Here is a 24,162-nt window from a genome sequence, read left to right on the forward strand (position 1 = left end):
CGGCCGAGCCGGCCCCCTTGGTCAGACGAGCGGGCCGAGCCTGCGGTCCATCTCGCAACGGTTGGTGAACGTCTCATGGAACGACGTCGGCCGGCCGTACCAGTGACCCTTCACCTCGACCTTGACCGGGTCGAAGATCAGCGGACATGGGCCCGGGTCGACGTTCAGATCGTCGACGTGCCCGTCCACGCCGCGCAGGGCGTGGCAGGCGGCCTGCGGATGGGGATGGACGCCGCCGTCCGGGTCACAGGTCAGGCGGGTCGCGTAGGCGCCGCCGGAGCGGGGCGTGACCGTGATGAAGAGATCGGCTCCCGCGGCGGCCTGGGCGGGAAGCGCCGTGAACGGCACGGCGAACGTGGCGGCCACGCACAGTCCGAGCGCGGCCATCCTGCGGGCGGCGGTCAGCACGAGCGTCATGAGAACCTCCCTGGTCAGCGGCGTCCCGGGGTGGGACGGCGCACCCGTCATGACTACCGTGTGTAATCATCGCGCCACCATCGATCACGAGGGCATCTGATCGTGGTCGATCGGACACACAATGATGTCCTCGCCGGTCATAGGCAGGATCGCAGCTGATGGCGGGCATGAACGGGGGTGGGTTTCCCGGATCAGGGGGAATATGCGAGGGAAGATTAACTAGCTATTCCACTCACCATTTGGGTCTCTGTAATGTGACGTGCAGGTAAGCCCGAACAAGGAGATCCGCATGGCGGAGTTCACCCCCACCGTTCCTGCGCGAGTCCTGCCCGCCGTCGCCGTCCGCGACCTTCCCGAACCACCCCGATCGACCTGGCGAATCATCGGCCCCGGCCTGGTCGGCGCCGGTGTGGGCCTGGCCTCGGGAGAATTCATCCTCTGGCCCTACATCGCCTCACAGGTCGGCCTCGTCTTCATCTGGGGTGCCGCGATCGGCATCATCACCCAGTGGTTTCTCAACATGGAGATCGAGCGTTACACCCTGGCCACCGGCGAAACCGCGCTGACCGGTTTCAGCCGGATGTGGAAACACTGGGGTCTGGTGTTCGTCCTGATGGCCCTGGCCTCGAATCTCTGGCCGGGGTGGGTCACCACGTCGGCGACCATGGTGACGTACCTGACCGGGTCGGGACAGGGCTCGGTGCGGTGGATCGCGATCGGCATGCTGATCGTGATCGCACTCGGCCTGACGCTGGCACCGGTGATCTACACCGCGCTGGAAAAGGTGATCTTCGTGAAGATCGCCCTGGTGGCCATCCTCGCCGGGGTCGCGATCGTCGTCGCGATCAACGCCGAGAGCTGGCTGCAGCTGGGCCGGGGCCTGAGCGTCGGCGCCCAGTTCCCGGTGCCGCCGCTGGACTTCGCGGTACTGATGGGCGCCATCGCGTACGCCGGAGCGGGCGGCGGCCAGAACCTGTGCCAGAGCAACTGGATCCGCGACAAGGGCTTCGGCATGGGCCTGTACGTCCCGCGCCTGGTCAGCCCGGTCACCGGCCACGAGGAGGCGGCGGCCTCGACCGGCTTCCAGTTCGCCCCGACGAAGGAGAACCTGGAGCGCTGGAAGCAGTGGTGGCGCTTCGCGAACGTGGAGCAGGCGTGGACGTTCGCCATGGTGTCGTTCGTGACGATCGCGCTCATGTCGATGCTGGCCTACTCCACCGTCTTCGGCCGCGAAGGGCTGGAGAACAGCATCGCCTTCCTCGAGGTGGAGGGCCAGGTGCTGCAGGACGTCGTCGGGCCCTGGTTCGGCATCCTGTTCTGGGTGATCGGGGCGCTGGCCCTGTTCGCCTCCGCGATGGGCATCGTCGACTACACCTCGCGGCTGGCCTCCGACACGATCAAGACGGTCTACCTGCGCGACAAGCCCGTCTCGGTGAACCGGGTCTACTTCCTCGTGGTCTGGGCGATGGCGCTGATCGGCACCGGGATCCTGCTGGCGGGCCTGGACCAGCCGCTCATCCTGCTGGTGTTCTCGGCGTGCTTCGCGGCCGTGATGATGTTCGTGTACTCCATCCTGCTGATCATCCTCAACCGGCGGGCGCTGCCCGAGGCCATCAAGGTGCGGTCGTACCGGCTGGGGGCGCTGGTCTGGTCGGTCGCGTTCTTCGGCACGCTGACCGTGATCGTGGTGTTCCAGCAGGCGCAGCGGTTGTTCGGCTGATCGTCTGATCGCACGGCGGGGCGCGGGCGGGATGCCTGTCCGCGCCCCGCCGGTTGACCTCAAGCGGACTTGAGGTTGCAGACTCGGCCGCATGAACGTGGTCGAGGTGAAGAAGTTCGGTGGTCCCGAGGTGCTGGTGGCCGAGCGGGCGCCGGATCCCGTCGCCGGGGCGGGGCAGCTGGTGATCGGCGTGTCGGTGTCGGACGTCATGTCCATCGATGCGCAGTTGCGCTCCGGGTGGGGGCGGGAGTGGTTCCCCGGCGAGCCGCCGTACGTGCCGGGCACGGGGGTGGCCGGGCGGGTCCTGTCGGTGCGTGACGGGGTGGACGCTTCTTGGATCGGGCGGCGGGTCGCCGCGCTGGTGCCCGGCGGCGGGTACGCCGAGCGGGTCGCGGCGAGCGTGGAGACGGTCGTGGCGGTGCCGGACGAGGTGCCCCTCTGGCGGGCGGCGGCACTGATCCAGGTGGGTCCGGCGGCGCTGAGCCTGGTACGGGCTGCCGGCCTGGAGCCGGGGACGCGGGTGCTGGTCACCGGGGCCGGCGGGGCGCTGGGTCTGGCCCTCGTCGGGCTGGCGGCCACGGCCGGGGCCCGGGTCACGGCGGCGGCCCACGGCCCGGCCAAACAGCGGGCGGCCCTGGAGGCGGGCGCGGCGACGACCGTCGACTACCCAGGGCTCGACGCCCCGGGTGAGCGGTTCGACGTCGTGTTCGACGGGGTGGGCGGGGAGGTCGGTGGGAGCGCGTTCCGGCTGCTGGGGCGGGGCGGGCGCTTCTTCGCGTACGGAGTGCCGAGCGGCGCCACCGCCGCGATCGACCCGGCGGAGGCCGACCGGCGCGGGGTGCGGGTTACCGGCATGGAGCAGGTCCAGTTCGCGCCCGCCGAGTTCGGGCGGCTCGCGGCGGAGACCATGCGGGAGATCGCGGCGGGCCGGCTGACGACCGTCGTGGGCCTGGCGGTCCCCCTGGAACGGGCGCGGGAGGCGCACGCGGCGCTGGAGGCCCGCGAGCTGGTCGGCAAGGCCGTCCTGCTCGTCACCGCCCGGGCCGTCCGCTACCGCGAGCACGGCGGGCCGGAGGTGCTGGAGCTGGAGGAGATCCCGATGCCCCGGCCGGGGCCCGGCCAGGTGCGGGTGGCGGTCAGGGCGGCGGGGGTGAACCCCATCGACAGGAAGATCCGCGCCGGTCTCCTCGGCACCGAGATGGACGGCCCGGAGGGGACGGGGATCGAGCTGGCCGGCACGATCGACGCGCTTGGTCCCGGGGTGACCGGGTGGCGGCTGGGCGACGCGGTGTTCGGCCAGGTGGCGTCGGGGGCGCTGGCCACGCACACGATCGCCGAGGCGGACCGGCTGGTGCGCAAGCCGGACGAGCTCACGTACCAGGAGGCGGCCGCACTGCCCGTCGCCGTCGGGACGGCCGTCAGGACGCTGCGCGAGCTCGGCGTCGGCCCGGGCCTGACACTGCTGATCCACGCGGTGGCGGGCGGCGTCGGCCTGGCCGCCGCGCAGCTCGCCCGCGCGCTCGGCGCCCGGGTGATCGGCACCGCCAGTGAGCGCCATCATGGGGTCCTGCGCGGCCTCGGCGTCCATCCCGTCACGTACGGGGACGGCCTGGAGGAGCGCCTGCCCGACCGCGTGGACCGGGTGCTGGACGCCTCCGGCAGGGGCGTGCTGAAGCTGTCGGTCAAGCTGACCGGCGACCCCGCCAAGGTGATCACGATCGCGGATCTGGCCGACGCGGCCGAGTTCGGTGTGCGCTTCTCGTCGGGCCGGGGCACGAACCCGGAAGACGACGTACGGGCCCTGCACGACCCGCTCGCGGCGGCACGAGGCGATCAGGCGCGCGAGGACTCTCCACGGGTGGTGGTGCGGGTGCCGGTCGCCGAGGTGTTCTCGCTGGAGCGGGCCGTCGAGGCTCATCGGCGCAGCGAGGACGGCCACTTCCTGGGCAAGCTGATCATCAACGCGGAAGACTCCTTTCCGCGTTAGCGGGCACACTGGTGCGCATGCTCGACACCTCGGCCCGTCTGCTCAAGCTGCTGTCCCTCTTCCAGACGCGGCGCGACTGGCCGGGCCCCGAGCTGGCCGCCCGGCTCGGCGTCTCGACCAGGACGATCCGCAACGACGTCGAACGCCTGCGCGCGCTCGGCTATCCGGTGCACGCCACCCCCGGCGTGGCGGGCGGCTACCGGCTGGGGGCGGGGGCGGCGCTGCCCCCGCTGCTGCTCGACGACGAGGAGGCCGTCGCGGTCGCGGTCGGGCTCGGCCGGGCCGCCGGAGGCGGGGTCGAGGGCATCGAGGAGTCCTCCGTACGGGCCCTGGCGAAACTAGAGCAGGTGCTGCCGTCCCGGCTGCGGCGGCGGGTCGGCGCGCTGAACAACTACACCGTGCAGATCACGGGCAACTCCCCTGCCGTCGCGCCGGACGTGCTGACCACGATCGCGAACACGGCCCGCGACCACGAGGTACTGCGTTTCGACTACACGGGGCACGACGGCGCGGCGAGCCTGCGGACCGCGGAGCCGTACCGGCTGGCACACCGGCACGGGCGCTGGTACCTGGTGGGCTACGACCTCGACCGGCGGGACTGGCGCACGTACCGGGTGGACCGGCTGCGCCCGCGCACGCCGGCGGGCCCCCGCTTCACGCCGCGCGAGCTGCCGCAGGGCGGGGACGTGGCGGCGTACGTGGAGCGGGGCGTCAGCACGGCGATGTGGCGCCACCACGCCACGGTGCTGCTGCACGCCCCGGCGGGGCGGATGCGGGCGGTGTCGCCGGGGCTGGACGTCGAGCCGGTGGACGAGTCCACCTGCCTGCTCCGGCTGGGCGGCGACGACGTGAACGGGATGGCGGTGTGGATCGGCTTCCTCGGCGTCGACTTCGAGGTGCTCGACCCGCCGGAACTGGCCGAGCACGTCCTGCGCCTCTCCGAGCGCTACCGGCGCGCGGCGGGCGGCCGATCCGGCTCCGACCGGCGCACGCCAGGCGACCGGGGCGGCTCCGACCGGGACAGCTCCGGCCGGCAGGCCGATGGCGACCGGTAGCGGGCGACCAGCAGGGTGCCGACCGGCGGGCCGTCAGTGGCCGGTAAGGGGGTGGTCAGCGGGTCCCGGCAGGGTCGAAGGCATGAAGAACCTGACACACGTCGCGGGCGGCAAGAACGACTTCCAGCTGGTCCGCCACCTGACCCTGGCCGGCGGCCAGGTCGAGATCGGCAGGGCGCTGGCCGAGGAGGCCAGGCGGCTCGGCTGGGCGCCCGCACCGATCGACCCGGTCGTGGGCAGGGCGCGCAGGACCTGGTTCGAGCGCCACTGGCCGCAGCACCAGGCGCGCATGGACGGCGCGGCGGCGGCGCTCGGCCTCGATCCCGACCAGGACGACCTGGCCCTCGACGCCCTCTCCTTCGTCCCCGCGGGCTCCGGCTGCTCGGCGATGTGGATCCCGCCGTCGGCCGCCGCCGACGGGCACGGCCGCGCAGGCCGCAACTACGACTTCTTCCCGACGACGACCAGCGAGATCATGGGCGGCACACCGGGCCCGGACGAGCTGCCGATGGCGTCGCGCCCGTACGTGATCACGACGCTGCCCGACGACGGGCTCGCCTCGGTCGTGCTCACCATGAACGAGCTCGACGGCTGCATGGACGGCGTCAACGCGGCCGGCCTGGCGGTGATGCTCCTGGTCGCCGACTTCGAGCAGGCGGAACCGCCGCAGGGCCCGGCCACACCGCAGGTGGGCCTGGCGAGTGTGCAGCTGCCCAGGTTCCTGGTCGACACCTGCGAGAACGCCGACCAGGCCAAGCAGGCGCTGCTGGGCGCCAAGCACTACGACTTCGGCGTGGCGCTGCACTACCTGGTGGCCGACGCGTACGGGCAGGCGTTCGTGTGGGAACGGGGCAGGGACGGCAGCGAGCACATCATCGACCTCGGCGACGCCCCGCTCTGCGTCACCAACCACCTGCTGCACCGCCATCCTGACCCGGCGAACCTGCCCGAGGACGGCCCGCACAGCTTCGGCACGTTCGAGCGGCTGCGCACGCTGTACGAGCGCGGCCAGAAGTCCGGCTCGATGACCGCGGGCGACGTGCGGGACGGCATGGACGCGGTCCGCCAGCCGGAGACCGGCGACCTGCCGTTCCGCACGCTGTGGTCGACGGTGTTCGACACCGCCGACCGTACCCTGTCGGCCCGCTTCTATCTGGGCGACGGCGGCCGTTACAGCGAGGAGCTGGTGTTCTCAGCGTCGGCCGGGTAGTCCGCCGGATAGTGGGCCAGGTAGTCGGCACGGACCTTCGAGCGCGACAGCTTGCCGGTCGGCGTGCGCGGCAGCCGCTCGCGGTACTCGATCAGCTTCGGCTGCTTGAACCTGGCGATCCGCGGCCCGCAGTGCTCCAGCAGCTCGGCGGTCAGCTCGGGACCCGGGGTGTGCCCGGCGGCGGGCTGCACGAGCGCGACCACGTTGTGGCCCCACTCCTCGTCGGGCACCCCGATGACGGCCACGTCGGCCACGGCGGGATGTTCGAGCAGGGCGGCCTCGATCTCGGCGGGGTAGATGTTCACCCCGCCAGAGACGATGAGGTCGGTGCGCCGGTCGCACAGGAACAGGTATCCGTCGGGGTCGAGGTAGCCAATGTCGCCGGGCGCGTACCACTCGCCTCGCATGCTGGCGGCGGTCTTGCCGGGGTCCTTGCGGTACTCGAACGTGCCCATGCCGGATTTGACGTAGATCAGGCCGGGCTCGCCCGGCGGCAGCTCCTCGCCGGCCTCGTCCAGGATCTTCGCCTCGAACGTGGGCGCGGGCCGGCCCACGGTGCCGGGCCTGGCCAGCCATTCGTGCGGTTTGACGGCGAAGGCGATGGTGGACTCGGTGGAGCCGTAGTACTCGTAAAGGACCGGCCCCCACCAGTCCATGATCTGCTGCTTGACCGCGACCGGGCAGGCGGCGGCGGTGTGGATGACCTGGCGCAGGCTCGACACGTCGAACTTGCCCCTGACGTCCTCGGGCAGCTGCAACATCCGGTGGAACATGGTCGGCACCATCATCGCGTTGGACACCCGGTGCCGTTCGACCAGCTCCAGGATGTTCACCGGGTCGAACCTGGGCGTGATCACCACGGTGTGGCCGAGGTGCAGCGCGAACTGGGCGTGCGCGCAAGGCGCGGAGTGGTACATCGGCGAGGTCACCAGGTGCACCTCGTCGCCCGCCTTGAGGTCCACGACCTGCCCGAAGAACCACGTGTAGAGCGGCACGAGCTGCTCCGGCTCGGCGCCGGCCAGCGGGCGCTGCACGCCCTTGGGGAAGCCGGTGGTGCCGGAGGTGTACCACATGACGGCGCCGGCGGTGCGGTCGGCGGGCGCGTCCGCGGGCTGCCCCTCGGCCAGGCCGTCCGTCCCGATCTCCCCTCCGGGCACGGCGTGCTCGGCGCTGGTGACGACCACCTTGGCGTCGCAGTCGCCCAGGATGTACGCCACCTCGGCGGCCGTCAGATGCCAGTTGATCGGCACGTAGTAGAGCCCGATCTGCCCGGTGGCCATGACCAGGACGAGGGCGTCGACCCCGTTGGGCAGCACGCCCGCGACGACGTCACCAGTGCCGAGCCCGCGTGCCCGCAGGCCGTGCGAGACCTGGTTGACCCGGGCGAGCAGGTCGCCGTAGGAGGTCTCCGAGCCGTCGGCGTCGATCACGGCCGGGCGGCCGGGGTCGGCGGCGGCGATGGCGTAGAAGCCGGGGAGGTCGCTGACGTCCATCACAACTCCAGTAGTTGCGCGAGTCTGGCTCGGTGGATCCTCGGGGGGCCCAGCAGCACCTCGTCCGCCTTGGCCCTTTTGTAGAACAGGTGCGCGTCGTGCTCCCAGGTATAGCCGATCCCGCCGTGGAGCAGAAGGTGGTCGCGGGCCACCTCGAAGCAGGCGCGGCCGACGTACGCCTGCGCGAGCGCGGCGGCCTCGGGCAGCTCGCCGGGCGACTCGTCGGCGGCCCAGGCGGCGTAGCGGACGATCGACTCGGCCTGTTCGAGCTTGCCGTGCATGTCGGCGAGCTTGTGCTTGACCCCCTGGTAGGAGCCGATGTAGCGGCCGAAGGCCACGCGGACCTTGGCGTAGGCCACGATCGACTCCAGTGCCGCCCGCATCACGCCGAGCTGCTCGGCGGCCAGCGCCACGCACAGCCGGTCGCCGACGCCGGCCTGCGGGGCGGGCCCGAGCACCCGCGCGGGCGCGCTCTCCAGCACCACCTCGGCCAGGCCGCGGGTGAGGTCGAGCGGCTCCAGCGCGGTCCTGCGCACGCCGGGGCCGGCCAGTTCGACGGCCAGCAGGACCTTCCCGCCGTCGCCGCTGGGGGCGGGCGCCACGAGCACGTCGGCCTCCATGCCGGTGAGCACCCTGGGCAGGGTGCCGCTCGCGGCGGAGCCGTCGAAGGAGAGCTCGCCCTGGTCGAGGGTGGCGGCGACGCGGCCCTCGGCGATGCCGGTCAGCAGCTCTTTGTCGGGGGTCGCGGTCAGCGCGAGCGCGGTGAAGGCGGTGGCCAGGAAGGGACCGGGCAGCAGGGCGGCGCCGGTCTCCTCCAGCACGACGGCCAGCTCGGACAGACCGGCTCCCGCGCCGCCGTACTCCTCGGGGACGATCAGTCCCGACAGGCCCAGCTCGCCGTTGAGGCGCGCGTACACCTTCGGGTCGTAGCCGTCCCGGGCCTTGGGCAGGGGGGAGGCGGTACGCAGGAAGCCGCGTACGGTCTCGCGCAGTTCGCGCTGTTCCTCGCTGAGTACGAGCTTCACGCCTGCGTCCCCACCTTCAGATCCTTGAACGGCACGGTCTTGTCCACCCGGGGCTCGGGCGGCAGGCCGAGCACGCGGTCGCCGACGATGTTGCGCATGATCTCGTTGGTGCCGCCGCCCAGCGCCATGCCGGGGGCCGTCGAGATCGCGCGGGCGAGGGGATGGTCGGCCAGCATCGCCTCGGGGCCGGCGAGCCGGGTGGCGAGGTCGGCCTGGAACATGGTCAGCTCGGCCAGCAGCAGCTTGGCGGCGCTGCCCCGGGCGCCGGGGAAGATCCCGGCCCTGGTCTCCTGGGCCAGCCGCTGGTTGAACAGCGCCAGCGCGCGGGTGCGGATGTGCAGCTCGACGAGCTCGTCGCGGACCAGCGGGTCATCGGTGTCGACGACCTGGCGCAGCGCTTCGACGGAGGCGGGGTTGTCCTTCTGCCCGCCCATGCCGACGCCGGCCGAGATCGACAGCCGCTCGTGCAGGAGGGTCGTGACGGCCACGCTCCAGCCGTCGTTGACCTCGCCGACGCGGTGCTCGTCGGGAACGGTGACGTTGTCGAAGAAGATCTCGTTGAAGTTGGCCCTGCCGGACATGTCCTTCAGCGGCCTGACCGTCACGCCGGGGTGGTGCATGTCCACCACGAACATGGTCAGACCCTTGTGCTTGGGCACGTCCACGTCGGTGCGGGCGAGCAGCAGACCCCAGTCGGCGTGGTGGGCGACGGAGGTCCACACCTTCTGGCCGTTGACGATCCAGTGGTCGCCGTCGCGCTCGGCCCTGGTCTGCAGGCTGGCCACGTCGCTGCCGGCGCCGGGCTCGGAGAAGAGCTGGCACCAGATCTCCTCGCCGCGCAGCAGCGGCCGGATGAACCGCTCGCGCTGGGCGTCGGTGCCCCGGTCGACGAGCGTGGGCCCGGTCATGCCCAGGCCGATCATGAAGACGTAGGTGGGCAGGGTGTGGTCACGGGCCGCCTCGGCGAACGCGCGCTCCTCGGCCTGGGTCAGCCCCTGGCCGCCCCACTGCTTCGGCCAGGTGATGCCGGAGTAGCCGGCGTCGTAGAGCTTGGCCATGAAGTCCTTGGCGCGGGCGATCCCGTCGGCCTCAGGAGGGTCCTCGGACGGAGCATTGTCCCGCAGCCAGGCTCCGGCCGCACGCCGATAATCAGCAAGGTTCACATCGACTCCTCGGCATCAGTGCTCACTTACTCTAGTCAGCTCGTCCCGGCACGCATAGAGCATTGCTCTGGAGGTCTTTCCCGCGCGGATCGCCCGGCCACACTCCCAGGGACGCCCGTTTCGTCACAAGCGTGGCGAAATAGGGGACTGAGGCGCTTTTGTGACCTCCTACCGAAAGGCGTTCGGCCTTTCCCGATTACCATGATCAACATGACAGTCGGTAAGCCAGGCCGCCGTACCGTACCGGGACATCTCAGATCAGCAGCACTGAACGCCCGGTTTGTCCTATAAATACTAATGATCAGAAGTTAGAGTTACTCGCTGTGACAACAGGTTTCAGCCGATTACGGCGCGAGGATCTACTGAAGACGGCCTGCGAGGTGATCGCGGAGCGGGGATTCGGGCACGCCAGGACCCTGGACATCGCCAGGGCGGCCGGCGTCAGCCAGGCGCTGCTCTTCTACCACTTCGAGACCAAGGAACGGCTGCTCGCCCAGGCCTTCGCGTACGCGGCCCGCCTGCATCTCGAAGCCCTGGCCGACGTGGAGCGTTCGACGGGCACACCCCTCGACCGCCTGCGCTCGCTGCTGCGGCTCTGCTCTCCCGCGATCCCCACCGAGGGCTGGCGGTTGTGGATCGACGCCTGGTCCGAGGCCATGCGCAGCACGGAGCTCGAAGAGATCTCGCGGCGCATCGACGCCAGGGGGCGCACGCTCATGCGCTCGATCATCGAGGCCGGCGTGGCGGGCGGCGAGTTCACCTGCCCGGACCCCGACGGGACGACGTGGCGGCTCTTCGCGCTGATCGACGGGCTGGCGGTGCAGACGCACACCCATCCCAAGGTGTTGTCACGGCGGCGGGTCAACGTGCTGATCCGGACGGCGGCGGCGATCGAGCTGGGGGTGCCCCAGGACAAGTTGTGACCGGAAAAGCTGTGGTCCTCCCTTTCCCGCCTTATTGGATTCTCCGTACAATTAGCGGGCGAGGAGAGGAGTGCACGCGATGACGGACGCACCGAGCTCTACCACCGCCAGGGAACGTGACGAGCAGGTCGCGAGCGGGAGCGCGTACCGAGCGGTCATCGAACGCCTCTCGAAGGCGTCGGTCGACAAGCACTGGGAGCCGTACCGCGACATCCCCTGGGACGACCCGGAGTTCCTCGTGGATCCGGAGGATCCGCGCTGGGAGCTGCCCGAGGTCGACCGGCTGGGCGGCCACCCGTGGTACCGCGGCCGTTCCCCCGAGGAGCGCGCCAGGATCGGGCTGTGGCGGGTGGCCACGGCCATGAAGATCGGGCTGCAGTTCGAGAACCTGCTCAAGCGCGGGCTGCTCAACTACGCCTACCGGTTGCCGAACGGATCCCCCGAGTTCCGCTACGTCTACCACGAGACCATCGAAGAGGGACATCACGGGATGATGTTCCAGGAGTTCGTGAACCGCACCGGGATGCCGATCCGCGGCATGCCCGGCCCGCTGTCGGTGATCGCCCAGGTGGCGCCCTGGATCCCGCTGATCTCGACCGAGCTGTTCTTCATCTTCGTGCTGGGCGGCGAGGATCCCATCGACCACGTCCAGCGCAAGGTGCTCAAGGACGGCCGGGCGCACCACCCGCTGGAAGAGACGATCATGCGCATCCACATCGCGGAGGAGGCCAGGCACATCTCCTTCGCCCGGCACTACCTGCGCAACCGCGTGCCCAGGATGCCCGCACACCGGCGGCTGCTGCTCGGCCTCGTCTCGCCGGTCGTCCTCGGCGTCATGGCGCGCATCATGCTGGCCCCGCCCGGAGCGATGATCCGCCGCTTCGGGATCCCGGCGAGCGTCGTGGCCGAGGTCTATCTCCGCGACCCCGGCGCCCGGCAGAACATCCGCGACTCCGTCGCCAGGACGCGCGAGCTGTGCGCCGAGATCGGGCTGATCAACGCGGTGACCCGGCGCGTCTGGCGGATCATGGGGATCTGGGAGGCGCCGCGGGCCGCCGGGCGACCAGCACCTCGGTGACCGTCACCAGCTTCCACCTGCCCGACGGGTTCGACGCGAGCAGCGCCCGCCTGGCCATCTCGGTGAAGGCGTCCAGCCGGTCTCCGAGGCGGGCCGGAGCGGTGTAGGAGTAGGACAGCTGCAGGCCGATCACGGCCTCCAGGTCGTAGCCGATCCGCACCTCGTAGTGGGCCCGGTCGAGGTCGCGGAACGGCGAGCCGGCCAGCACGTCGTCATGGTGCTCGCCGGTGGCCTGGTAGGAGTTGCTCGCGGTGAAGGTGTTGACGCCGAACGCGTCGCGCACCCGCCGCATGGCCGGCTCCCACGGCTGCTCCTCGCCCGCGCGGGTGGGGCCGACCAACGCCACCACGCCGCCCGGCGGCAGCAGCCGGTCCAGGTCCGCCAGCACCTCGCGCCGGTCCATCCAGTGGAACGACCGCCCCATCACGACGTGGTCGAACGGGGGCAGCCGGTCGAGCGTCGTCGAGTCGCCGCGCAGCCAGCGGATGTTCTCCGCCCGCGCGGCCAGGCGCCTGCCCTCGGCGAGCATCTCGGCGTCCGGGTCGACGGCCAGCACCTCGCGTACGCGCCGGGCCAGCGGGATCGCCACCGTGCCAGGGCCGCAGCCCAGGTCCAGCACCGTCGCCCCGGCGCCGAACGTCATGGCCAGGTGCTCGATCGCCGGGTCGCCGTGGCCGGAGCGGTATTTCGCGTAGTAGGGAGCCGCGCCGCCGAACAGGTCCTCCATGGATGGGACCATATACGGGTTCGCGAATTGTCCGATGGAAGGTTCTGACTTGTGAGGCGGCTACTCACGGTCCTGCTGCTCGCTCTCGCCGCCGTGGGCGTGGCCGGCGCACCGGCCCAGGCGCACAACGTGCTCATCTCCAGCGACCCGCGCGACGGGTCCACGCTGGCGGCCTCGCCCGAACGGGTGACCCTGGTGTTCGACCAGGCGGTCCGGCAGGGATACGCGCAGGTGGGCGTGACCGGGGCCGACGGGTCCTCGTGGGCCGACGGGAGCCCCGAGGTGGCGGCCGAGCGGGTCTCGGTGAAGGTGCGGCCGCTGCCGGGCGGGGGGTCGTACACGGTGGGCTACCGGATCCTGTCGGCCGACGGGCACCCCGTCACCGGGAAGATCAGCTTCACCCTGGCCGCCGGCGCCTCCGCCGTCACCACCGGCCAGGCCGCCCCCGCCGCCCCCACCGGCCAGGCCGCTCCCGCCGGCCAGACCGGTGCCGCCGGCAGTGCTGAGGCCGCCGAGGCGGCGGCCAACGGCGGGGCGGGGATGGCCGTGGTGTGGATCGTGGGGGCACTGCTCGTGCTCGCCGCCGGCACGGCCGTCGCCCTCCGCCGCTCGGGCGCCCCGCGCCCCGCGCCGGCGGTGGCGAGCGCCGAAGGAACCGGTGCCGAGTCGGCGGGGCCCGCGGCGACTGGCGCCGTCGGGACTGGCGCCGAGGAAGCGGGTCCCGAGGAGACGGGCGCTGAGGAGACGGGCGCTGAGGAGACGGGCGCTGAGGAGACGGGCGCTGAGGAGACGGCTGCCGGGACGGTGGCCGCTACGGCGACCGGTGTTCAGGAAGCTTCGGCCGACAGGACGCGTTCGTGACGGCCGTCGCCGCTCCCCCGGTGCCCGGGCAGCGGGTCGGCGGGCGGCTGGTGGCGGGCGCGTTCGGGGTGTGCGCGGTGGTCGCGGCCGTGGCGGCCAGCTCGTTCACCGCTCAGCAGGCCGTCCCCGGCATTCCCATGCCGGGCCCCGTCGTCTGGGTCGGGCTGCCGGTCGTGCGCGTGCTGCTCGACGTGGCCGCCGTGGCGCTGGTCGGGCTCAGCCTGCTGCCCAAGCTGCTCGGCTTCAGGAACCCGGAGCGCTCGGAGCCGGTCCTGCTCAGGGTGCGCCCGCTGGCCGTGATGGCCGCGTGGGCGTGGGCGATCTGCGCGCTGCTCACCATCGTCTTCCAGACCGCCGAGCTCAACCCCGGCGCCGTGCCCACGTTCGGGATGATCGCCGACTACGTGGGCAGCGTCGGCACCGGCCAGGGGCTGCTGTTCAGCGCGGCGTGCGCGCTGGCGGCGGCCGGCATCGGGCTGATGGCGGTGCGGTTCGGCGAGAAGGTGCCGGCCGAGCTGCGGGTGGTCGTGGCGCTGTTCGGGCTGCTGCCGATCCCCGTCACCGGGCACGCGGTGAACTCGGTCTGGCACGACCCCATCATGATCTCGATGGAGATCCACGTCATGGGGGCGGCGGCGTGGACCGGCGGGCTGGCGGCCACGGCCGTCTTCCTGGCCTCGCATCGCGACCTGCTGGCCCTCGTGCTGCCGAAGTTCTCCAGGATGGCGACCGTCTGCCTGGCCCTGGTGGCGCTGTCCGGGCTGATCACTGGGCTGGGCACGATGGCGCTCACCCCCGGCGTGCGGTTGCCCGAGGCCATCGTGACCAGCCACTACGGGCAGTTGGTCGTGGTCAAGGCCGCGCTCGTGGCGCTGCTGGTGCCGCTGGCCGCCCACATCCGCTTCCGGCTCATGCCCGCCATCCGCCAGGGCCGGGCCACCGCCCTGGTCGGGTGGGCGGCGGCCGAGGTGGGCGTGATGGGGCTGGCGTACGGGGTGGCGGTGGCGATCACCAGAGCCTCGATCGCCTAGAGCCCGATCGCCCCAACCGGACTGCCGTTCAGGGGGTCGCGGGCGCGGTGACCGTGGTCGCCGGCGGGGGCGCCGGGACCTGCGCGGTCCTGCTGTGCCCGCGGGCGAACCACTCGATGGCCAGCCAGGCGACCAGCAGCCCGAGCCCGGCCCACCCGGCCGACGCCGTGACCAGCGGCGGCGAGCCCATCAGCCCCTCCTGGCCCTTGAGCGCGCCGTACACCGGACCCATGACCGCGTTCTGGGCGATCAGCGCGCCGTACGCGCCCGCCGTGACGACGGCCGTGCCGAGCACCGCCCGTACGGCGGGGATCCGGACCAGGAACGCGAGGTCCACCAGCAGCCCGCCCGCGACCAGGAAGAACGGCAGCGCCGACGGCGGGAAGCCGGTGTAGGTGAGCAGCGGCCAGACCAGCGTCCTGAACCCCACGTAGGCCCCCGCGACGAGGGTGGCTGAGCCGAACCTGCCGATCAGCAGCCTGGCCGCGACCAGTACCGACAGCCCGGCGACCACGGCGTAGACCGGGTAGAGGTAGTCGGGCACGGGCAGCGTGAACCCGGTGACCATCGTCCGGTCCACCGGCCGCCCCATCTGGTCGGCGGCGAACTGGAGCAGGATCTTCTCGGCGTAGACGACGTTGTTGTCCCAGGCGCCCAGCGACAGGATGCCGTACTCCTGGTGCTGCTCGGGGAAGTGCACGTTCTCCAGGAAGAACGCGAAGAACGCGCCGAGCACGACCACCCGCTCACGTCCCGGAGGCGCGCCCACGAACCAGCCCCGGATCACGCCGGCGATCATGAAGAACGTCCCGGCGTAGAGCATGATGTGGGACGGGCTCCACGAGGTGATGTCGAGCCCGTTGACGCGGTGGTTGATCAGGTCGAGCGGCACCGCGACGAGGAAGATCCCGGTGCCCCACTGGATCAGCCTGAGCGCGGCCTTGTCGACGCCGTAGCCGGTGTAGCCGTGGATGATGACGAGGGCGACGACCAGGGCCGTGCCGGCGGAGTTGAGCAGGTGGGGCGGGGCGAGGTCGTCACGCAGCCACTTGAAGTGCCACGAGACGTCCCAGGCCGAGCCGAGCACCTTGAGCGTGAACGCCACCAGCCACCCGTAGTAGAGCACCCTGAACAGGTCGTGCGGCGTCTCGCGGCCGGCCTCGCCGCGAGTCCAGTAGGGCAGGGCCCATGCGGCGGCCCTCTTGAACGATGCTGGAGACTTCACGGGACTGAATCTTACGGTCATCGGTCGCACTGGCCCACGATGAGTCGTTCGACCTGTTTCGCGATCTTCCCCGGAGGGTCATGGCTTGGGGTACGACGCCCGCATGGAGAACGTGAGCGGTGTCCTGGGCTCCCCCGCCGGGCGCCGGTAGCCGTTCCCGTCTTCGACCAGCGTGCCGAAGCGGCGGAACAGGGTGTGATCGTGCTCGTGCAGGAACTCCATCCGCAGCCCGGCCGCCGCGACCGCGCTGACGATCTCACCGAGACCGTGCCGGAACTGCACGGTGGTCTGGTGCTCCAGGATCTCGGGGCCGGTGTAGGTGTGGGGATATTCCCAGACATGGGGGCCGCGGTCGAAGTAGTCCTCGGTGACCTTGGTGCCGCTCTCGTCGTCCAGGACGTCCATGAACGGGTGGAACTCGGCGACGTACAGGAACCCGCCCGGCTTGAGCAGGGCCTTGACTGTCCGCGCCCAGCGGGTGAGGTCGGGCAGCCAGACCAGGGCGCCGATGCCGGTGTAGACGATGTCGTACGTCTCGCCCAGCGCCCGCTCGGCGTCGTAGACGTCGGCGGTGACGAACCTGGCCGTAAGGCCGCACTCCGCGGCGATCCTCCTGGCCTGCTCGATGGCGGCCTCGGAGAAGTCGAGGCCGGTCACCTCGGCCCCCGCCCTGGCCCAGGAGAGGGTGTCGAGGCCGAAGTGGCACTGCAGGTGGACCAGGCTGCGGCCGGCGACCTCGCCCACCTCGTCGAGTTCGAACGGCCGCAGCGCGTTCCTGCCCGCCTTGAAGCCCTCGACGTCGTAGAAGGCGCTGCCGACGTGGACGGGGACGCGCGCGTTCCAGTTGGCCCTGTTGACCTGGAGATAGTCGTCCATGATCGTGATGCTAGCGGTCGCGGCGGCGCAGGCGTACCGGCAGGTGCTTGAGCCCGTTCTGGAAGTTCGAGGTGAGCCGGTGGGGCGGGCCGGCCGACTCGACGTCCCAGGCGAGCAGTTCGCGCAGCACCGACCGGAACTGGGCGCGGGCCAGGTGCGCGCCGAGGCAGAAGTGCGGGCCGAAGCCGAAGCTGACGTGGTCGTTCGGCGTGCGGGCGACGTCGAACCGGTCGGGATCGGGAAAGACGGACGGGTCGCGGTTGGCGGAGGCGTGGTAGACGACCACCTTGTCGCCCGCCCGGATCGACTGGCCGGCGAGGGTGAGGTCTCGGGTCGCGGTCCGCCTGAAGTGCATGACCGGCGGCCAGAAGCGCAGCATCTCCTCCACGGCGGAGTCGAGCAGGGAGGAGTCGGCGCGCAGGCGAGCCAGCTCGGCGGGGTGCTGGAGCAGCGTGAGCAGGCCGCCGGGGATGCCGTTGCGCAGGGTCTCGTTCCCGGCGACGGCGAAGAGGAAGAACATGTTCTCGAACTCGGCCTCGGTCAGGCCGCCCTTCGGCCCGCCCGTCAGCATCGCGGACATGACCGACTCGCCGTCCACGGGGCTCTCGGCCAGGGCGTGCGCGTATGCGAACATGTCGGTCAGCGCCGCCCTGGAACGCGGGTTGACCCCGGGACGCGGCTCCGGCCTGGCCGCGACGGCGAGCCGGCCCATCGGGGTGAGGGCCTCGGCGTCGGCCGTGGACAGGCCCGCGTAGTCGTCGTCCTGGTAGCCGATCACGCGCGAGGCCCAGTCGTACAGCAGCCGCCTGTCCCGCGCCGGAACCCCCATGACGTGGGCCAGCGTCCACACCGGCAGGTCGGCGGCCACCTCCACGAAGTCGCACTCCCCCGCCTCGAACAGCGCCGCCGCCCGCGCCGCGATCGCCTGCTCCAGGGCCCGCACGGCCCTCGGGGTGAACGCCGCCGCCACGATCCGGCGCAGCCTGGAGTGGTCGGGCGGGTCCATGTTCAGCATCTGCGCCTGGACGAAGCGCAGGTCGGCCGGGGTGTCGGGGTCGCGGATCTGGGTGGCGCCGAGGTGGGAGGAGAAGTCCTCGGGGTGGCGCAGCACGTGTTTGACGTCGGCGTGCCGGAACACCGCCCAGTAACCGGGCCCCTCGCGCCAGGGGCCCAGGGCGGGCTCGGGGATCCAGCAGACGGGAGATTCCTCCCTGAGGGCGGCGAACAGGTCGTACGGGACCGCCGTCTCGTACGTTGACGGCTGGAACACCTCGACCACCGACCGCCGCACCGACCCCATCCCTCCACAATGCGCCCCGCCCCGGCGCCCCGGCAACTCGCCGCACGCGTAACGTGCGCGCGCCCGGTGGGGATGACGGTCACGTGACTCCGGAAAACGCAGAGGCGATTCTGACTCAGTACTTCGCCCCCTGGATCCAGCGGCTCGGACTGCGCGTGGAGGAGGTGGGCGAGCGGCACGCCGTCGTACGGCTGCCCTGGTCCGACGACCTGGCCAGGGAGGGCGGTGGGCTGAGCGGGCAGGCGATGATGGCCGCGGCCGACACCGCGACCGTCGTCGCCATCTCCTCGGCGCGGGGCGGGTTCGTGCCGATGACCACGGTCCAGCAGTCCACGACGTTCCAGCGGCCGGTGGTGGGCAAGGACGTGCTGCTCGACGTCCGGATCACCAAGCTGGGCCGCACGCTGGCCTTCACCGAGATCACCCTCACGGCCGAGGGCGGCGGCGAGGTCGTGGCGCAGGCGAGCACCGTCTACGCGCTCCTGGGCTGAAGACCGGGTAGGCCGCGCCCTTACGTGCGAGGTAATCGCGGTGCCGCGGGAACGAGAGGAGAGTGTGTGACGGCACCACTGAAACCGGACTTGAGGGACAGATCATGACGACTCGCGACACCGTTCAGGAACTGCTGCGCCGGATCGGCGAAGGGGACGCCGAGCGCACCGCCGGGCTGTTCGCCGAGCGCTGCGACTGGAAGTACAGCTGGCCGGAGGAAGGACACCCGGCGGTGCCGTGGATCAAGCCGCGGTCGAGCCGCGACGATGCAGAAGATCTCTTCCGCGCGCTGGCCGCGTACCACGTGCCCGAGCTGAACGGCACGTCGGTGGCGCGCATCCTGGTGGACGGGGACGACGCCGTCGTGCTCGGAGACATCGTCCAGACGGTCGAGGCCACCGGTGAGGCGTACACGTCCCCGTTCGCCCTGCACCTCACGGTCGAGGACGGGCGCATCACCCGCTACCACATCTACGAGGACAGCCTGACCGTGGCCACGGCGCACTCCGCCCGGCGCCGCGCTTCATGATCGTCGTCTCAGGGATCTCTCAGGTGCGGAAAGTAGGCTCTCCGCATGAAGCGTGTGGCCGCTTTGACAGCGGCGCTCGCCCTCATCGGGGTGACGACGTGGCTCGTGTGGCCGTCGGCTCCCGAGGTGCGGGGCCAGGACCAGAGAATCACCGTCGTCGACGGGCCGGCCGGCGACGAGCGGGTCGAGCTCGACACGACCTTCTTCGCGCCGCCCGGCGGCGGGAAGGCGCCGGCCGTGCTGCTCGCGCACGGGTTCGGCGGCAGCAAGCAGAGCATGCGGGACCAGGCGGTACGGCTCGCCGAGCAGGGCTACGCCGTCATGACGTGGTCGGCGCGCGGATTCGGCCGTTCGGGCGGCCAGATCGCACTCAACTCGCCCGACTACGAGGTCAAGGACGTCAAGCAGCTGATCGACTGGCTGGCCCGGCGTCCCGAGGTCCGGCTCGACGCCTCGGGTGACCCGCGCGTCGGCATCGCGGGCGGCTCGTACGGCGGCGCCATCGCGCTGATGACCGCCGCCTACGACCAGCGGGTGGACGCGATCGTTCCCCAGATCACCTGGTCCGACCTGGCCGACGCGCTCTTCCCCAACGCCGCTCGGCCGGCCACGCCGTCCACCGCCGCCCGGTCCACCGCGGGTCCCGCAGAGCAGTCGGACCCGGTGGGCGGGGTCTTCAAGCGCATGTGGGCCGGCATCTTCTTCGGCCAGGGCGTCTCGCTGGACCCCACGTCCCTGCTGGGCCGGCGTGAGGCCGCCCCGCCGCTGACGCCCGAGCAGGCCAGGTGCGGCCGGTTCCTGCCCGCGATCTGCGCGGTCTACCAGCAGGTCGCCGAGACCGGGCGGGCCACGCCCGAGGCCGTCGAGCTGCTGCGCAAGTCGAGCCCGATCACCGTGGCCGGGCAGATCAAGGCCCCGACGCTGCTCATCCAGGGCCAGCGCGACTCGCTGTTCCCGCTCGGTCACGCCGACGCCAACGCCAGGGCCATCGCCGCCGCGGGCACCCCGGTGAGCCTGGCCTGGTTCGACGGCGGGCACGACGGGGGCAACGGCGAGGCCGACTGGCTGTTCGACCAGTCTGCGGCCTGGTTCGCCCGTTATCTGAAGGGCGACGACTCGGCGCCGCGGGTGAGCGCGTTCACGGTGACGCGTGACGGCGGCCGCGACCCCGGCACCCGCCAGCGCATCAGGCTGCACCCGGAGGCGGGCGCCTACCCGGGCCTCGCGGGCACCGGCACCACCGACGTCGCGTTGAGCGGCCCCGCGCAGAACATCGTCAACCCGCCTGGCGGCGCCCCGGCGGCGATCTCCACCGTGCCGGGCATCGGCGGCCTGCTGGCCGGCCAGAACACCGGCGGCGTCTCGCTCGACATGCCGGGACAGTCCGCCGCGTTCGAGTCGGCGCCGCTCACCGCCCCGCTCCAGCTCACCGGCAGCCCCACCGTCAAGATCAAGGTGTCGGGCAAGGGCGAGGCCACGCTGTTCGTGAAGCTGTACGACGTGGCCGACAGCATCCAGCCGCCCGCCCTGCCGGCCGGCCTGGTCGCGCCGGTCCGGGTGAGCATCCCCGAGGGCGCCGGCAGCGCGGAGGCCACCGTCACCCTGCCCGCCGTGGACCACAACTTCGCGGCCGGACACCGGCTGCGCCTGGTCGTGGCCACGACCGACATGGGGTTCGCGACCCCGGCACAGCCGGCCGCGTACCAGGTGGCGCTGGCCTCCCCCGCGCTCGCGGTCCCGACGGTCGGCACGCTGGCCGCCGCGCCGACCGGGATCGTGTGGTGGGTGTGGGCGATGCCGCTGGCCGCCGTCGTGGTCGCCGGCGTCCTGCTGGCCACGGGACGCACCCCGTCCCGCCGCCGTAAAGCCGCAGCCACTGGGACGCCGGACGCCCGCGAGGCCGTCGCCGCCTCCAGCGAGGCCCCGCTCGGCGACGCGGACGTGCCGCTGGAGATCAGCGGGCTGACGAAGGCGTACCGCAACGGCGAGCTGGCCGTGGACGGCCTGTCGTTCCGGGTCGAACGGGGCCAGGTGCTCGGGCTGCTCGGGCCGAACGGCGCCGGCAAGACGACGACGATGCGGATGATGATGGGCCTCATCCACCCGGACGCCGGCGAGATCCGCATCTTCGGCGAGCCGGTGGCCCCCGGCGCCCCCGTGCTGTCGCGGCTCGGGTCGTTCGTGGAGGGGCCCGGTTTCCTGCCGCACTTGTCGGGACGCGACAACATCGCCCTCTACTGGGCCGCCACCGGCCGGCCCGCCGCCGACGCGCACTTCGAGGAGGCGCTGGAGATCGCGGACCTGGGCAAGGCGCTCGACCGGGCCGTACGCACCTACTCCCAGGGCATGCGCCAGCGGCTGGCCATCGCCCAGGCCATGCTCGGCCTGCCCGACCTGCTCGTGCTGGACGAGCCCACGAACGGCCTCGACCCGCCCCAGATCCGTGAGATGCGCGAGGTGCTCAAGCGCTACGCCCGCGACGGCCGTACCGTGATCGTCTCCAGCCACATGCTGGCCGAGGTGGAGCAGACCTGCAGCCACGTCGTGGTCATGCGGCGCGGACAGCTCGTCTCGACCGGCCCGGTGTCACAGCTGCTGGGAACGGCCACCACGGTCAACGGGCACGGGCCGCGCCTGGAAGACGTGTTCCTCGACCTCATCGGAGACAACGCATGACCGCCGCGACCGGCTACGCGCCGAACCGCACGCTGCCGCTGCGGGTGGAGATCGTCAGGCAGTTCAAGCGCAGGCGGACGATCGTCGCGTTCGGGCTGCTGCTGGCGCTGCCGTGGATCCTCGTGATCGCGTTCCAGTTCGGACCGCAGTCGAACGCGCAGGGCCAGTCGGCGCTGCGCATCTCCGACCTGGCCACCGAGAGCGGCCTGAACTTCGCCGCCTTCGCCCTGTCGGTGTCGGCCAGCTTCCTGCTGGTGGTGGCGGTCGCGCTGTTCTGCGGCGACACGGTCTCCAGCGAGGCCAACTGGTCGTCGCTGCGTTACCTGCTGGCGGCGCCGGTCCCGCGCGACCGGCTGCTGCGGGTGAAGCTGATCGTGGCGCTCGGCTACTCGGCCGCGGCGGTGATCTGCCTGCCGCTGATGGCGCTGCTCGCGGGGACGCTGGCGTTCGGCTGGGACGACATCCAGGTGCCGGGGACGGGCGAGACCATCCCGGCCTTCGACGTGCTGCCGCGCTTCGGCATCGTGATCGGGTACGCGCTGGTCAGCCAGCTCGTGGTGGCCGCCGTGGCCTTCCTCGTCTCGACCATGACCGACTCCCCGCTGGGCGCCGTGGGCGGGGCGGTCGGCCTGTGGATCGTGTGCACCATCCTCCAGGCCGTGGAGGCGCTGGGGGTGCTGCGCGAGTTCCTGCCCACGTTCTGGAACAACGCCTGGCTGGACGCCCTGGCGCCCGAGCTGGACTGGAGCGGCATGGCGAAGGGGGCCTCGATCTCGATCACGTACGCGGCGATCCTCATCGCGGTGGCGTTCCGGCGCTTCCGCCGCAAGGACGTGGTCAGCTAGAGCGCGTGGGCGGTCACCCGACCCAGTCGAGGGCCCGGGTGACCGCCTTCTTCCAGCCCGCGTAGCCCTCCTCGCGCTGGTCCTCGCTCCACCTGGGCTCCCAGCGGCGGTCCTCGGCCCAGTGGGCGCGCAGCTCACCGGTGTCGGCCCAGTAGCCGAAGGCCAGGCCGGCGGCGTACGCGGCCCCGAGCGCGGTGGTCTCCGACACGGTCGGCCGGCTGACGGGCACGCCCAGGATGTCGGACTGGAGCTGCATGCACAGGTCGTTGGCCGTCACCCCGCCGTCCACCTTGAGCACGTCGAGCACCACCCCCGAGTCGCGCTGCATCGCCTCGACGACGTCGCGGCTCTGGTAGCAGATGGCCTCCAGCGCGGCCCTGGCGAGGTGGGCGTCGGTGTGGTAGCGCGACAGGCCGACGATGGCGCCGCGGGCGTCGGCGCGCCAGTACGGGGCGAACAGGCCGGAGAAGGCCGGCACGAAGTACATTCCGCCGCTGTCGTCCACCTGCCGCGCCAGCGTCTCGCTCTGGGCCGCCGAGGTGATGATGTGCAGCTGGTCGCGCAGCCATTGGACGGCCGAGCCCGTCACCGCGATCGAGCCCTCCAGCGCGAAGATCGTGGGATTCGCGCCGAACTTGTAGGCCGGGGTGGTGAGCAGGCCGCTCTGCGAGCGCACCGGGGCGGGGCCGGTGTTGAGCAGCAGGAAGTTGCCGGTGCCGTAGGTGTTCTTGGCCTCGCCCGGCGCGAAGCAGACCTGACCGACGGTGGCGGCCTGCTGGTCGCCCAGGATGGCGGTGATCGGCACCTCGCCGGCCATGGGCCCCTGCCTGACCGTGGCGCCGTAGCCGGTCGGGTCGGCGGACGGGCGGATCTCGGGCAGCATCGCGCGCGGGATGCCGAAGAACGACAGCAGTTCGTCGTCCCAGTCGAGGGTGGTCAGGTCCATCAGCATGGTGCGGCTGGCGTTGGTCACGTCGGTGATGTGCACGCCGCCGTTGACGCCGCCGGTGAGGTTCCACAGGGTCCAGGTGTCGGTGGTGCCGAAGATCGCCTCACCGCGCTCGGCGTCCGCGCGGACGCCCTCGACGTTCTCCAGGATCCACTGGATCTTGCCGCCGGAGAAGTACGCCTCGGGCCGCAGTCCCGTGCGGTCGCGGATGACCTGGCCGCGGCCGTCGCGTTCGAGCTCGGCGGCGATCCGGTCGGTGCGGGTGTCCTGCCAGACGATCGCGTTGTAGTACGGGCGTCCGGTGCGGGCGTTCCACACGACCGTGGTCTCGCGCTGGTTGGTGAGCCCGATGGTCACGAGGTCGCCGTCGTGCAGCCCGGCCCGCTGCATCGTGCTCTGGATCACGGCGGCGGTCCTGGTCCAGATCTCGATCGGGTTGTGCTCGACCCAGCCGGACCTGGGCAGGATCTGCTCGTGTTCGAGCTGGTACTTGGCCACCTCGGCCCCATCGTGATCGAAGATCATGAAGCGGGTGCTGGTGGTCCCCTGGTCGACGGCGCCCACGAACTCGGGCATGCGG

General features: G+C 71.6%; 21 protein-coding genes. 12 read left to right on the forward strand and 9 right to left on the reverse strand.

Annotation, left to right across the window (positions count from 1 at the left end):
* Nucleotides 1–21: 21 nt before the first annotated feature.
* Nucleotides 22–417 carry an SSI family serine proteinase inhibitor gene (locus AB0C28_RS12185; RefSeq protein WP_357843942.1) on the reverse strand — a complete coding sequence of 132 codons (396 nt, stop codon included), beginning with the start codon at nucleotides 415–417 and terminating at the stop codon, nucleotides 22–24.
* A gap of 289 nt (nucleotides 418–706) precedes the next feature.
* Here AB0C28_RS12185 and AB0C28_RS12190 point away from each other — a divergent pair, with 289 nt between their 5' ends.
* The 4 genes from AB0C28_RS12190 (at nucleotide 707) to AB0C28_RS12205 (ending at nucleotide 6,389) form a co-directional block, all read left to right on the forward strand.
* Nucleotides 707–2,137 carry an Nramp family divalent metal transporter gene (locus AB0C28_RS12190; protein WP_357843939.1) on the forward strand — a complete coding sequence of 477 codons (1,431 nt, stop codon included), beginning with the start codon at nucleotides 707–709 and terminating at the stop codon, nucleotides 2,135–2,137.
* Nucleotides 2,138–2,228: 91 nt separating this feature from the next.
* Nucleotides 2,229–4,124 carry a zinc-binding dehydrogenase gene (locus AB0C28_RS12195; RefSeq protein WP_358074010.1) on the forward strand — a complete coding sequence of 632 codons (1,896 nt, stop codon included), beginning with the start codon at nucleotides 2,229–2,231 and terminating at the stop codon, nucleotides 4,122–4,124.
* 17 nt (nucleotides 4,125–4,141) lie between these two features.
* The gene (locus AB0C28_RS12200) at nucleotides 4,142–5,179 is read left to right on the forward strand and encodes a YafY family protein (protein WP_357843934.1); all 1,038 of its coding nucleotides are present in this window, start codon (nucleotides 4,142–4,144) and stop codon (nucleotides 5,177–5,179) included.
* A gap of 82 nt (nucleotides 5,180–5,261) precedes the next feature.
* Nucleotides 5,262–6,389 (forward strand): C45 family peptidase, encoded by a 1,128-nt coding sequence (locus AB0C28_RS12205; RefSeq protein WP_358074013.1) that lies wholly within the window; start codon nucleotides 5,262–5,264, stop codon nucleotides 6,387–6,389.
* Here the strand turns inward: AB0C28_RS12205 and AB0C28_RS12210 are convergent.
* The 3 genes from AB0C28_RS12210 to AB0C28_RS12220 are packed head-to-tail and all read right to left on the reverse strand — an operon-like array spanning nucleotide 6,350 to nucleotide 10,070.
* Nucleotides 6,350–7,882: an AMP-binding protein gene (locus AB0C28_RS12210; RefSeq protein ID WP_358074016.1), complete on the reverse strand. Its 1,533-nt coding sequence runs from the start codon at nucleotides 7,880–7,882 to the stop codon at nucleotides 6,350–6,352. The genes AB0C28_RS12205 and AB0C28_RS12210 overlap by 40 nt on opposite strands.
* On the reverse strand, nucleotides 7,882–8,907 hold the full coding sequence (locus AB0C28_RS12215; RefSeq protein WP_357843925.1) for an acyl-CoA dehydrogenase family protein: 1,026 nt from the start codon (nucleotides 8,905–8,907) through the stop codon (nucleotides 7,882–7,884). The genes AB0C28_RS12210 and AB0C28_RS12215 overlap by 1 nt, the downstream gene beginning before the upstream one ends.
* Nucleotides 8,904–10,070: an acyl-CoA dehydrogenase family protein gene (locus AB0C28_RS12220; protein WP_357843922.1), complete on the reverse strand. Its 1,167-nt coding sequence runs from the start codon at nucleotides 10,068–10,070 to the stop codon at nucleotides 8,904–8,906. The genes AB0C28_RS12215 and AB0C28_RS12220 overlap by 4 nt, the downstream gene beginning before the upstream one ends.
* Before the next feature lie 323 nt (nucleotides 10,071–10,393).
* On the opposite strand from AB0C28_RS12220, the gene AB0C28_RS12225 reads away from it, so the two are divergent.
* Together AB0C28_RS12225 and AB0C28_RS12230 are read left to right on the forward strand one after the other, a co-directional pair.
* Nucleotides 10,394–10,993: a TetR family transcriptional regulator C-terminal domain-containing protein gene (locus AB0C28_RS12225; protein WP_346115343.1), complete on the forward strand. Its 600-nt coding sequence runs from the start codon at nucleotides 10,394–10,396 to the stop codon at nucleotides 10,991–10,993.
* 79 nt (nucleotides 10,994–11,072) lie between these two features.
* Entirely contained in the window at nucleotides 11,073–12,071 is a 999-nt protein-coding gene (locus AB0C28_RS12230; RefSeq protein ID WP_357843919.1) for a diiron oxygenase, read from the forward strand.
* On the opposite strand, the gene AB0C28_RS12235 is transcribed toward AB0C28_RS12230, so the two are convergent.
* Entirely contained in the window at nucleotides 12,019–12,798 is a 780-nt protein-coding gene (locus AB0C28_RS12235; protein ID WP_357843916.1) for a class I SAM-dependent methyltransferase, read from the reverse strand. The genes AB0C28_RS12230 and AB0C28_RS12235 overlap by 53 nt on opposite strands.
* Before the next feature lie 51 nt (nucleotides 12,799–12,849).
* On the opposite strand from AB0C28_RS12235, the gene AB0C28_RS12240 reads away from it, so the two are divergent.
* Nucleotides 12,850–13,659, forward strand: coding sequence for a copper resistance protein CopC (locus AB0C28_RS12240; RefSeq protein WP_358074019.1), 810 nt, complete (start codon nucleotides 12,850–12,852; stop codon nucleotides 13,657–13,659).
* Nucleotides 13,656–14,690: a CopD family protein gene (locus AB0C28_RS12245; RefSeq protein WP_358074022.1), complete on the forward strand. Its 1,035-nt coding sequence runs from the start codon at nucleotides 13,656–13,658 to the stop codon at nucleotides 14,688–14,690. The genes AB0C28_RS12240 and AB0C28_RS12245 overlap by 4 nt, the downstream gene beginning before the upstream one ends.
* A gap of 28 nt (nucleotides 14,691–14,718) precedes the next feature.
* On the opposite strand, the gene AB0C28_RS12250 is transcribed toward AB0C28_RS12245, so the two are convergent.
* The 3 genes from AB0C28_RS12250 to AB0C28_RS12260 form a co-directional block, all read right to left on the reverse strand.
* A complete protein-coding gene (locus tag AB0C28_RS12250) occupies nucleotides 14,719–15,915 on the reverse strand; it encodes a hypothetical protein (RefSeq protein WP_358074024.1) in 1,197 nt (398 codons plus the stop codon).
* 78 nt (nucleotides 15,916–15,993) lie between these two features.
* A complete protein-coding gene (locus AB0C28_RS12255) occupies nucleotides 15,994–16,791 on the reverse strand; it encodes a class I SAM-dependent methyltransferase (protein WP_358074027.1) in 798 nt (265 codons plus the stop codon).
* 10 nt (nucleotides 16,792–16,801) lie between these two features.
* Complete coding sequence (locus AB0C28_RS12260; RefSeq protein ID WP_358074031.1) at nucleotides 16,802–18,082, reverse strand: cytochrome P450; 1,281 nt, start codon at nucleotides 18,080–18,082, stop codon at nucleotides 16,802–16,804.
* Between the two features lie 92 nt (nucleotides 18,083–18,174).
* Here AB0C28_RS12260 and AB0C28_RS12265 point away from each other — a divergent pair, with 92 nt between their 5' ends.
* The 4 genes from AB0C28_RS12265 to AB0C28_RS12280 all read left to right on the forward strand — a co-directional run bounded on the left by AB0C28_RS12265 (nucleotide 18,175) and on the right by AB0C28_RS12280 (nucleotide 22,633).
* The gene (locus AB0C28_RS12265) at nucleotides 18,175–18,582 is read left to right on the forward strand and encodes a PaaI family thioesterase (RefSeq protein WP_358074034.1); all 408 of its coding nucleotides are present in this window, start codon (nucleotides 18,175–18,177) and stop codon (nucleotides 18,580–18,582) included.
* A 104-nt stretch (nucleotides 18,583–18,686) separates the two neighbouring features.
* Nucleotides 18,687–19,112, forward strand: coding sequence for a nuclear transport factor 2 family protein (locus AB0C28_RS12270; protein WP_357843895.1), 426 nt, complete (start codon nucleotides 18,687–18,689; stop codon nucleotides 19,110–19,112).
* 45 nt (nucleotides 19,113–19,157) lie between these two features.
* On the forward strand, nucleotides 19,158–21,788 hold the full coding sequence (locus AB0C28_RS12275; RefSeq protein WP_357843892.1) for an alpha/beta fold hydrolase: 2,631 nt from the start codon (nucleotides 19,158–19,160) through the stop codon (nucleotides 21,786–21,788).
* On the forward strand, nucleotides 21,785–22,633 hold the full coding sequence (locus AB0C28_RS12280) for an ABC transporter permease subunit (protein ID WP_357843889.1): 849 nt from the start codon (nucleotides 21,785–21,787) through the stop codon (nucleotides 22,631–22,633). Before AB0C28_RS12275 ends, AB0C28_RS12280 begins: the two co-directional genes overlap by 4 nt.
* A gap of 13 nt (nucleotides 22,634–22,646) precedes the next feature.
* Here AB0C28_RS12280 and glpK read toward each other — a convergent pair whose 3' ends face one another.
* Nucleotides 22,647–24,158, reverse strand: a complete 1,512-nt coding sequence (gene glpK, locus AB0C28_RS12285; protein ID WP_358074037.1) for a glycerol kinase GlpK — start codon at nucleotides 24,156–24,158, stop codon at nucleotides 22,647–22,649.
* Between the last annotated feature and the right edge of the window lie 4 nt (nucleotides 24,159–24,162).

Origin of the sequence: Nonomuraea sp. NPDC048892 (genome assembly GCF_040649735.1) — a bacterium.
Classification (GTDB): domain Bacteria; phylum Actinomycetota; class Actinomycetes; order Streptosporangiales; family Streptosporangiaceae; genus Nonomuraea; species Nonomuraea maheshkhaliensis.

Excerpts from the sequence above, each read along its gene's own strand:
- AB0C28_RS12185 (WP_357843942.1), bottom strand. The coding sequence starts at position 417 with ATGACGCTCGTGCTGACCGCCGCCCGCAGGATGGCCGCGCTCGGACTG.
- AB0C28_RS12190 (WP_357843939.1), top strand. The coding sequence starts at position 707 with ATGGCGGAGTTCACCCCCACCGTTCCTGCGCGAGTCCTGCCCGCCGTC.
- AB0C28_RS12195 (WP_358074010.1), top strand. The coding sequence starts at position 2,229 with ATGAACGTGGTCGAGGTGAAGAAGTTCGGTGGTCCCGAGGTGCTGGTG.
- AB0C28_RS12200 (WP_357843934.1), top strand. The coding sequence starts at position 4,142 with ATGCTCGACACCTCGGCCCGTCTGCTCAAGCTGCTGTCCCTCTTCCAG.
- AB0C28_RS12205 (WP_358074013.1), top strand. The coding sequence starts at position 5,262 with ATGAAGAACCTGACACACGTCGCGGGCGGCAAGAACGACTTCCAGCTG.
- AB0C28_RS12210 (WP_358074016.1), bottom strand. The coding sequence starts at position 7,882 with ATGGACGTCAGCGACCTCCCCGGCTTCTACGCCATCGCCGCCGCCGAC.
- AB0C28_RS12230 (WP_357843919.1), top strand. The coding sequence starts at position 11,073 with ATGACGGACGCACCGAGCTCTACCACCGCCAGGGAACGTGACGAGCAG.
- AB0C28_RS12235 (WP_357843916.1), bottom strand. The coding sequence starts at position 12,798 with ATGGAGGACCTGTTCGGCGGCGCGGCTCCCTACTACGCGAAATACCGC.
- AB0C28_RS12255 (WP_358074027.1), bottom strand. The coding sequence starts at position 16,791 with ATGGACGACTATCTCCAGGTCAACAGGGCCAACTGGAACGCGCGCGTC.
- AB0C28_RS12270 (WP_357843895.1), top strand. The coding sequence starts at position 18,687 with ATGACGACTCGCGACACCGTTCAGGAACTGCTGCGCCGGATCGGCGAA.
- AB0C28_RS12275 (WP_357843892.1), top strand. The coding sequence starts at position 19,158 with ATGAAGCGTGTGGCCGCTTTGACAGCGGCGCTCGCCCTCATCGGGGTG.
- AB0C28_RS12280 (WP_357843889.1), top strand. The coding sequence starts at position 21,785 with ATGACCGCCGCGACCGGCTACGCGCCGAACCGCACGCTGCCGCTGCGG.
- glpK (WP_358074037.1), bottom strand. The coding sequence starts at position 24,158 with ATGCCCGAGTTCGTGGGCGCCGTCGACCAGGGGACCACCAGCACCCGC.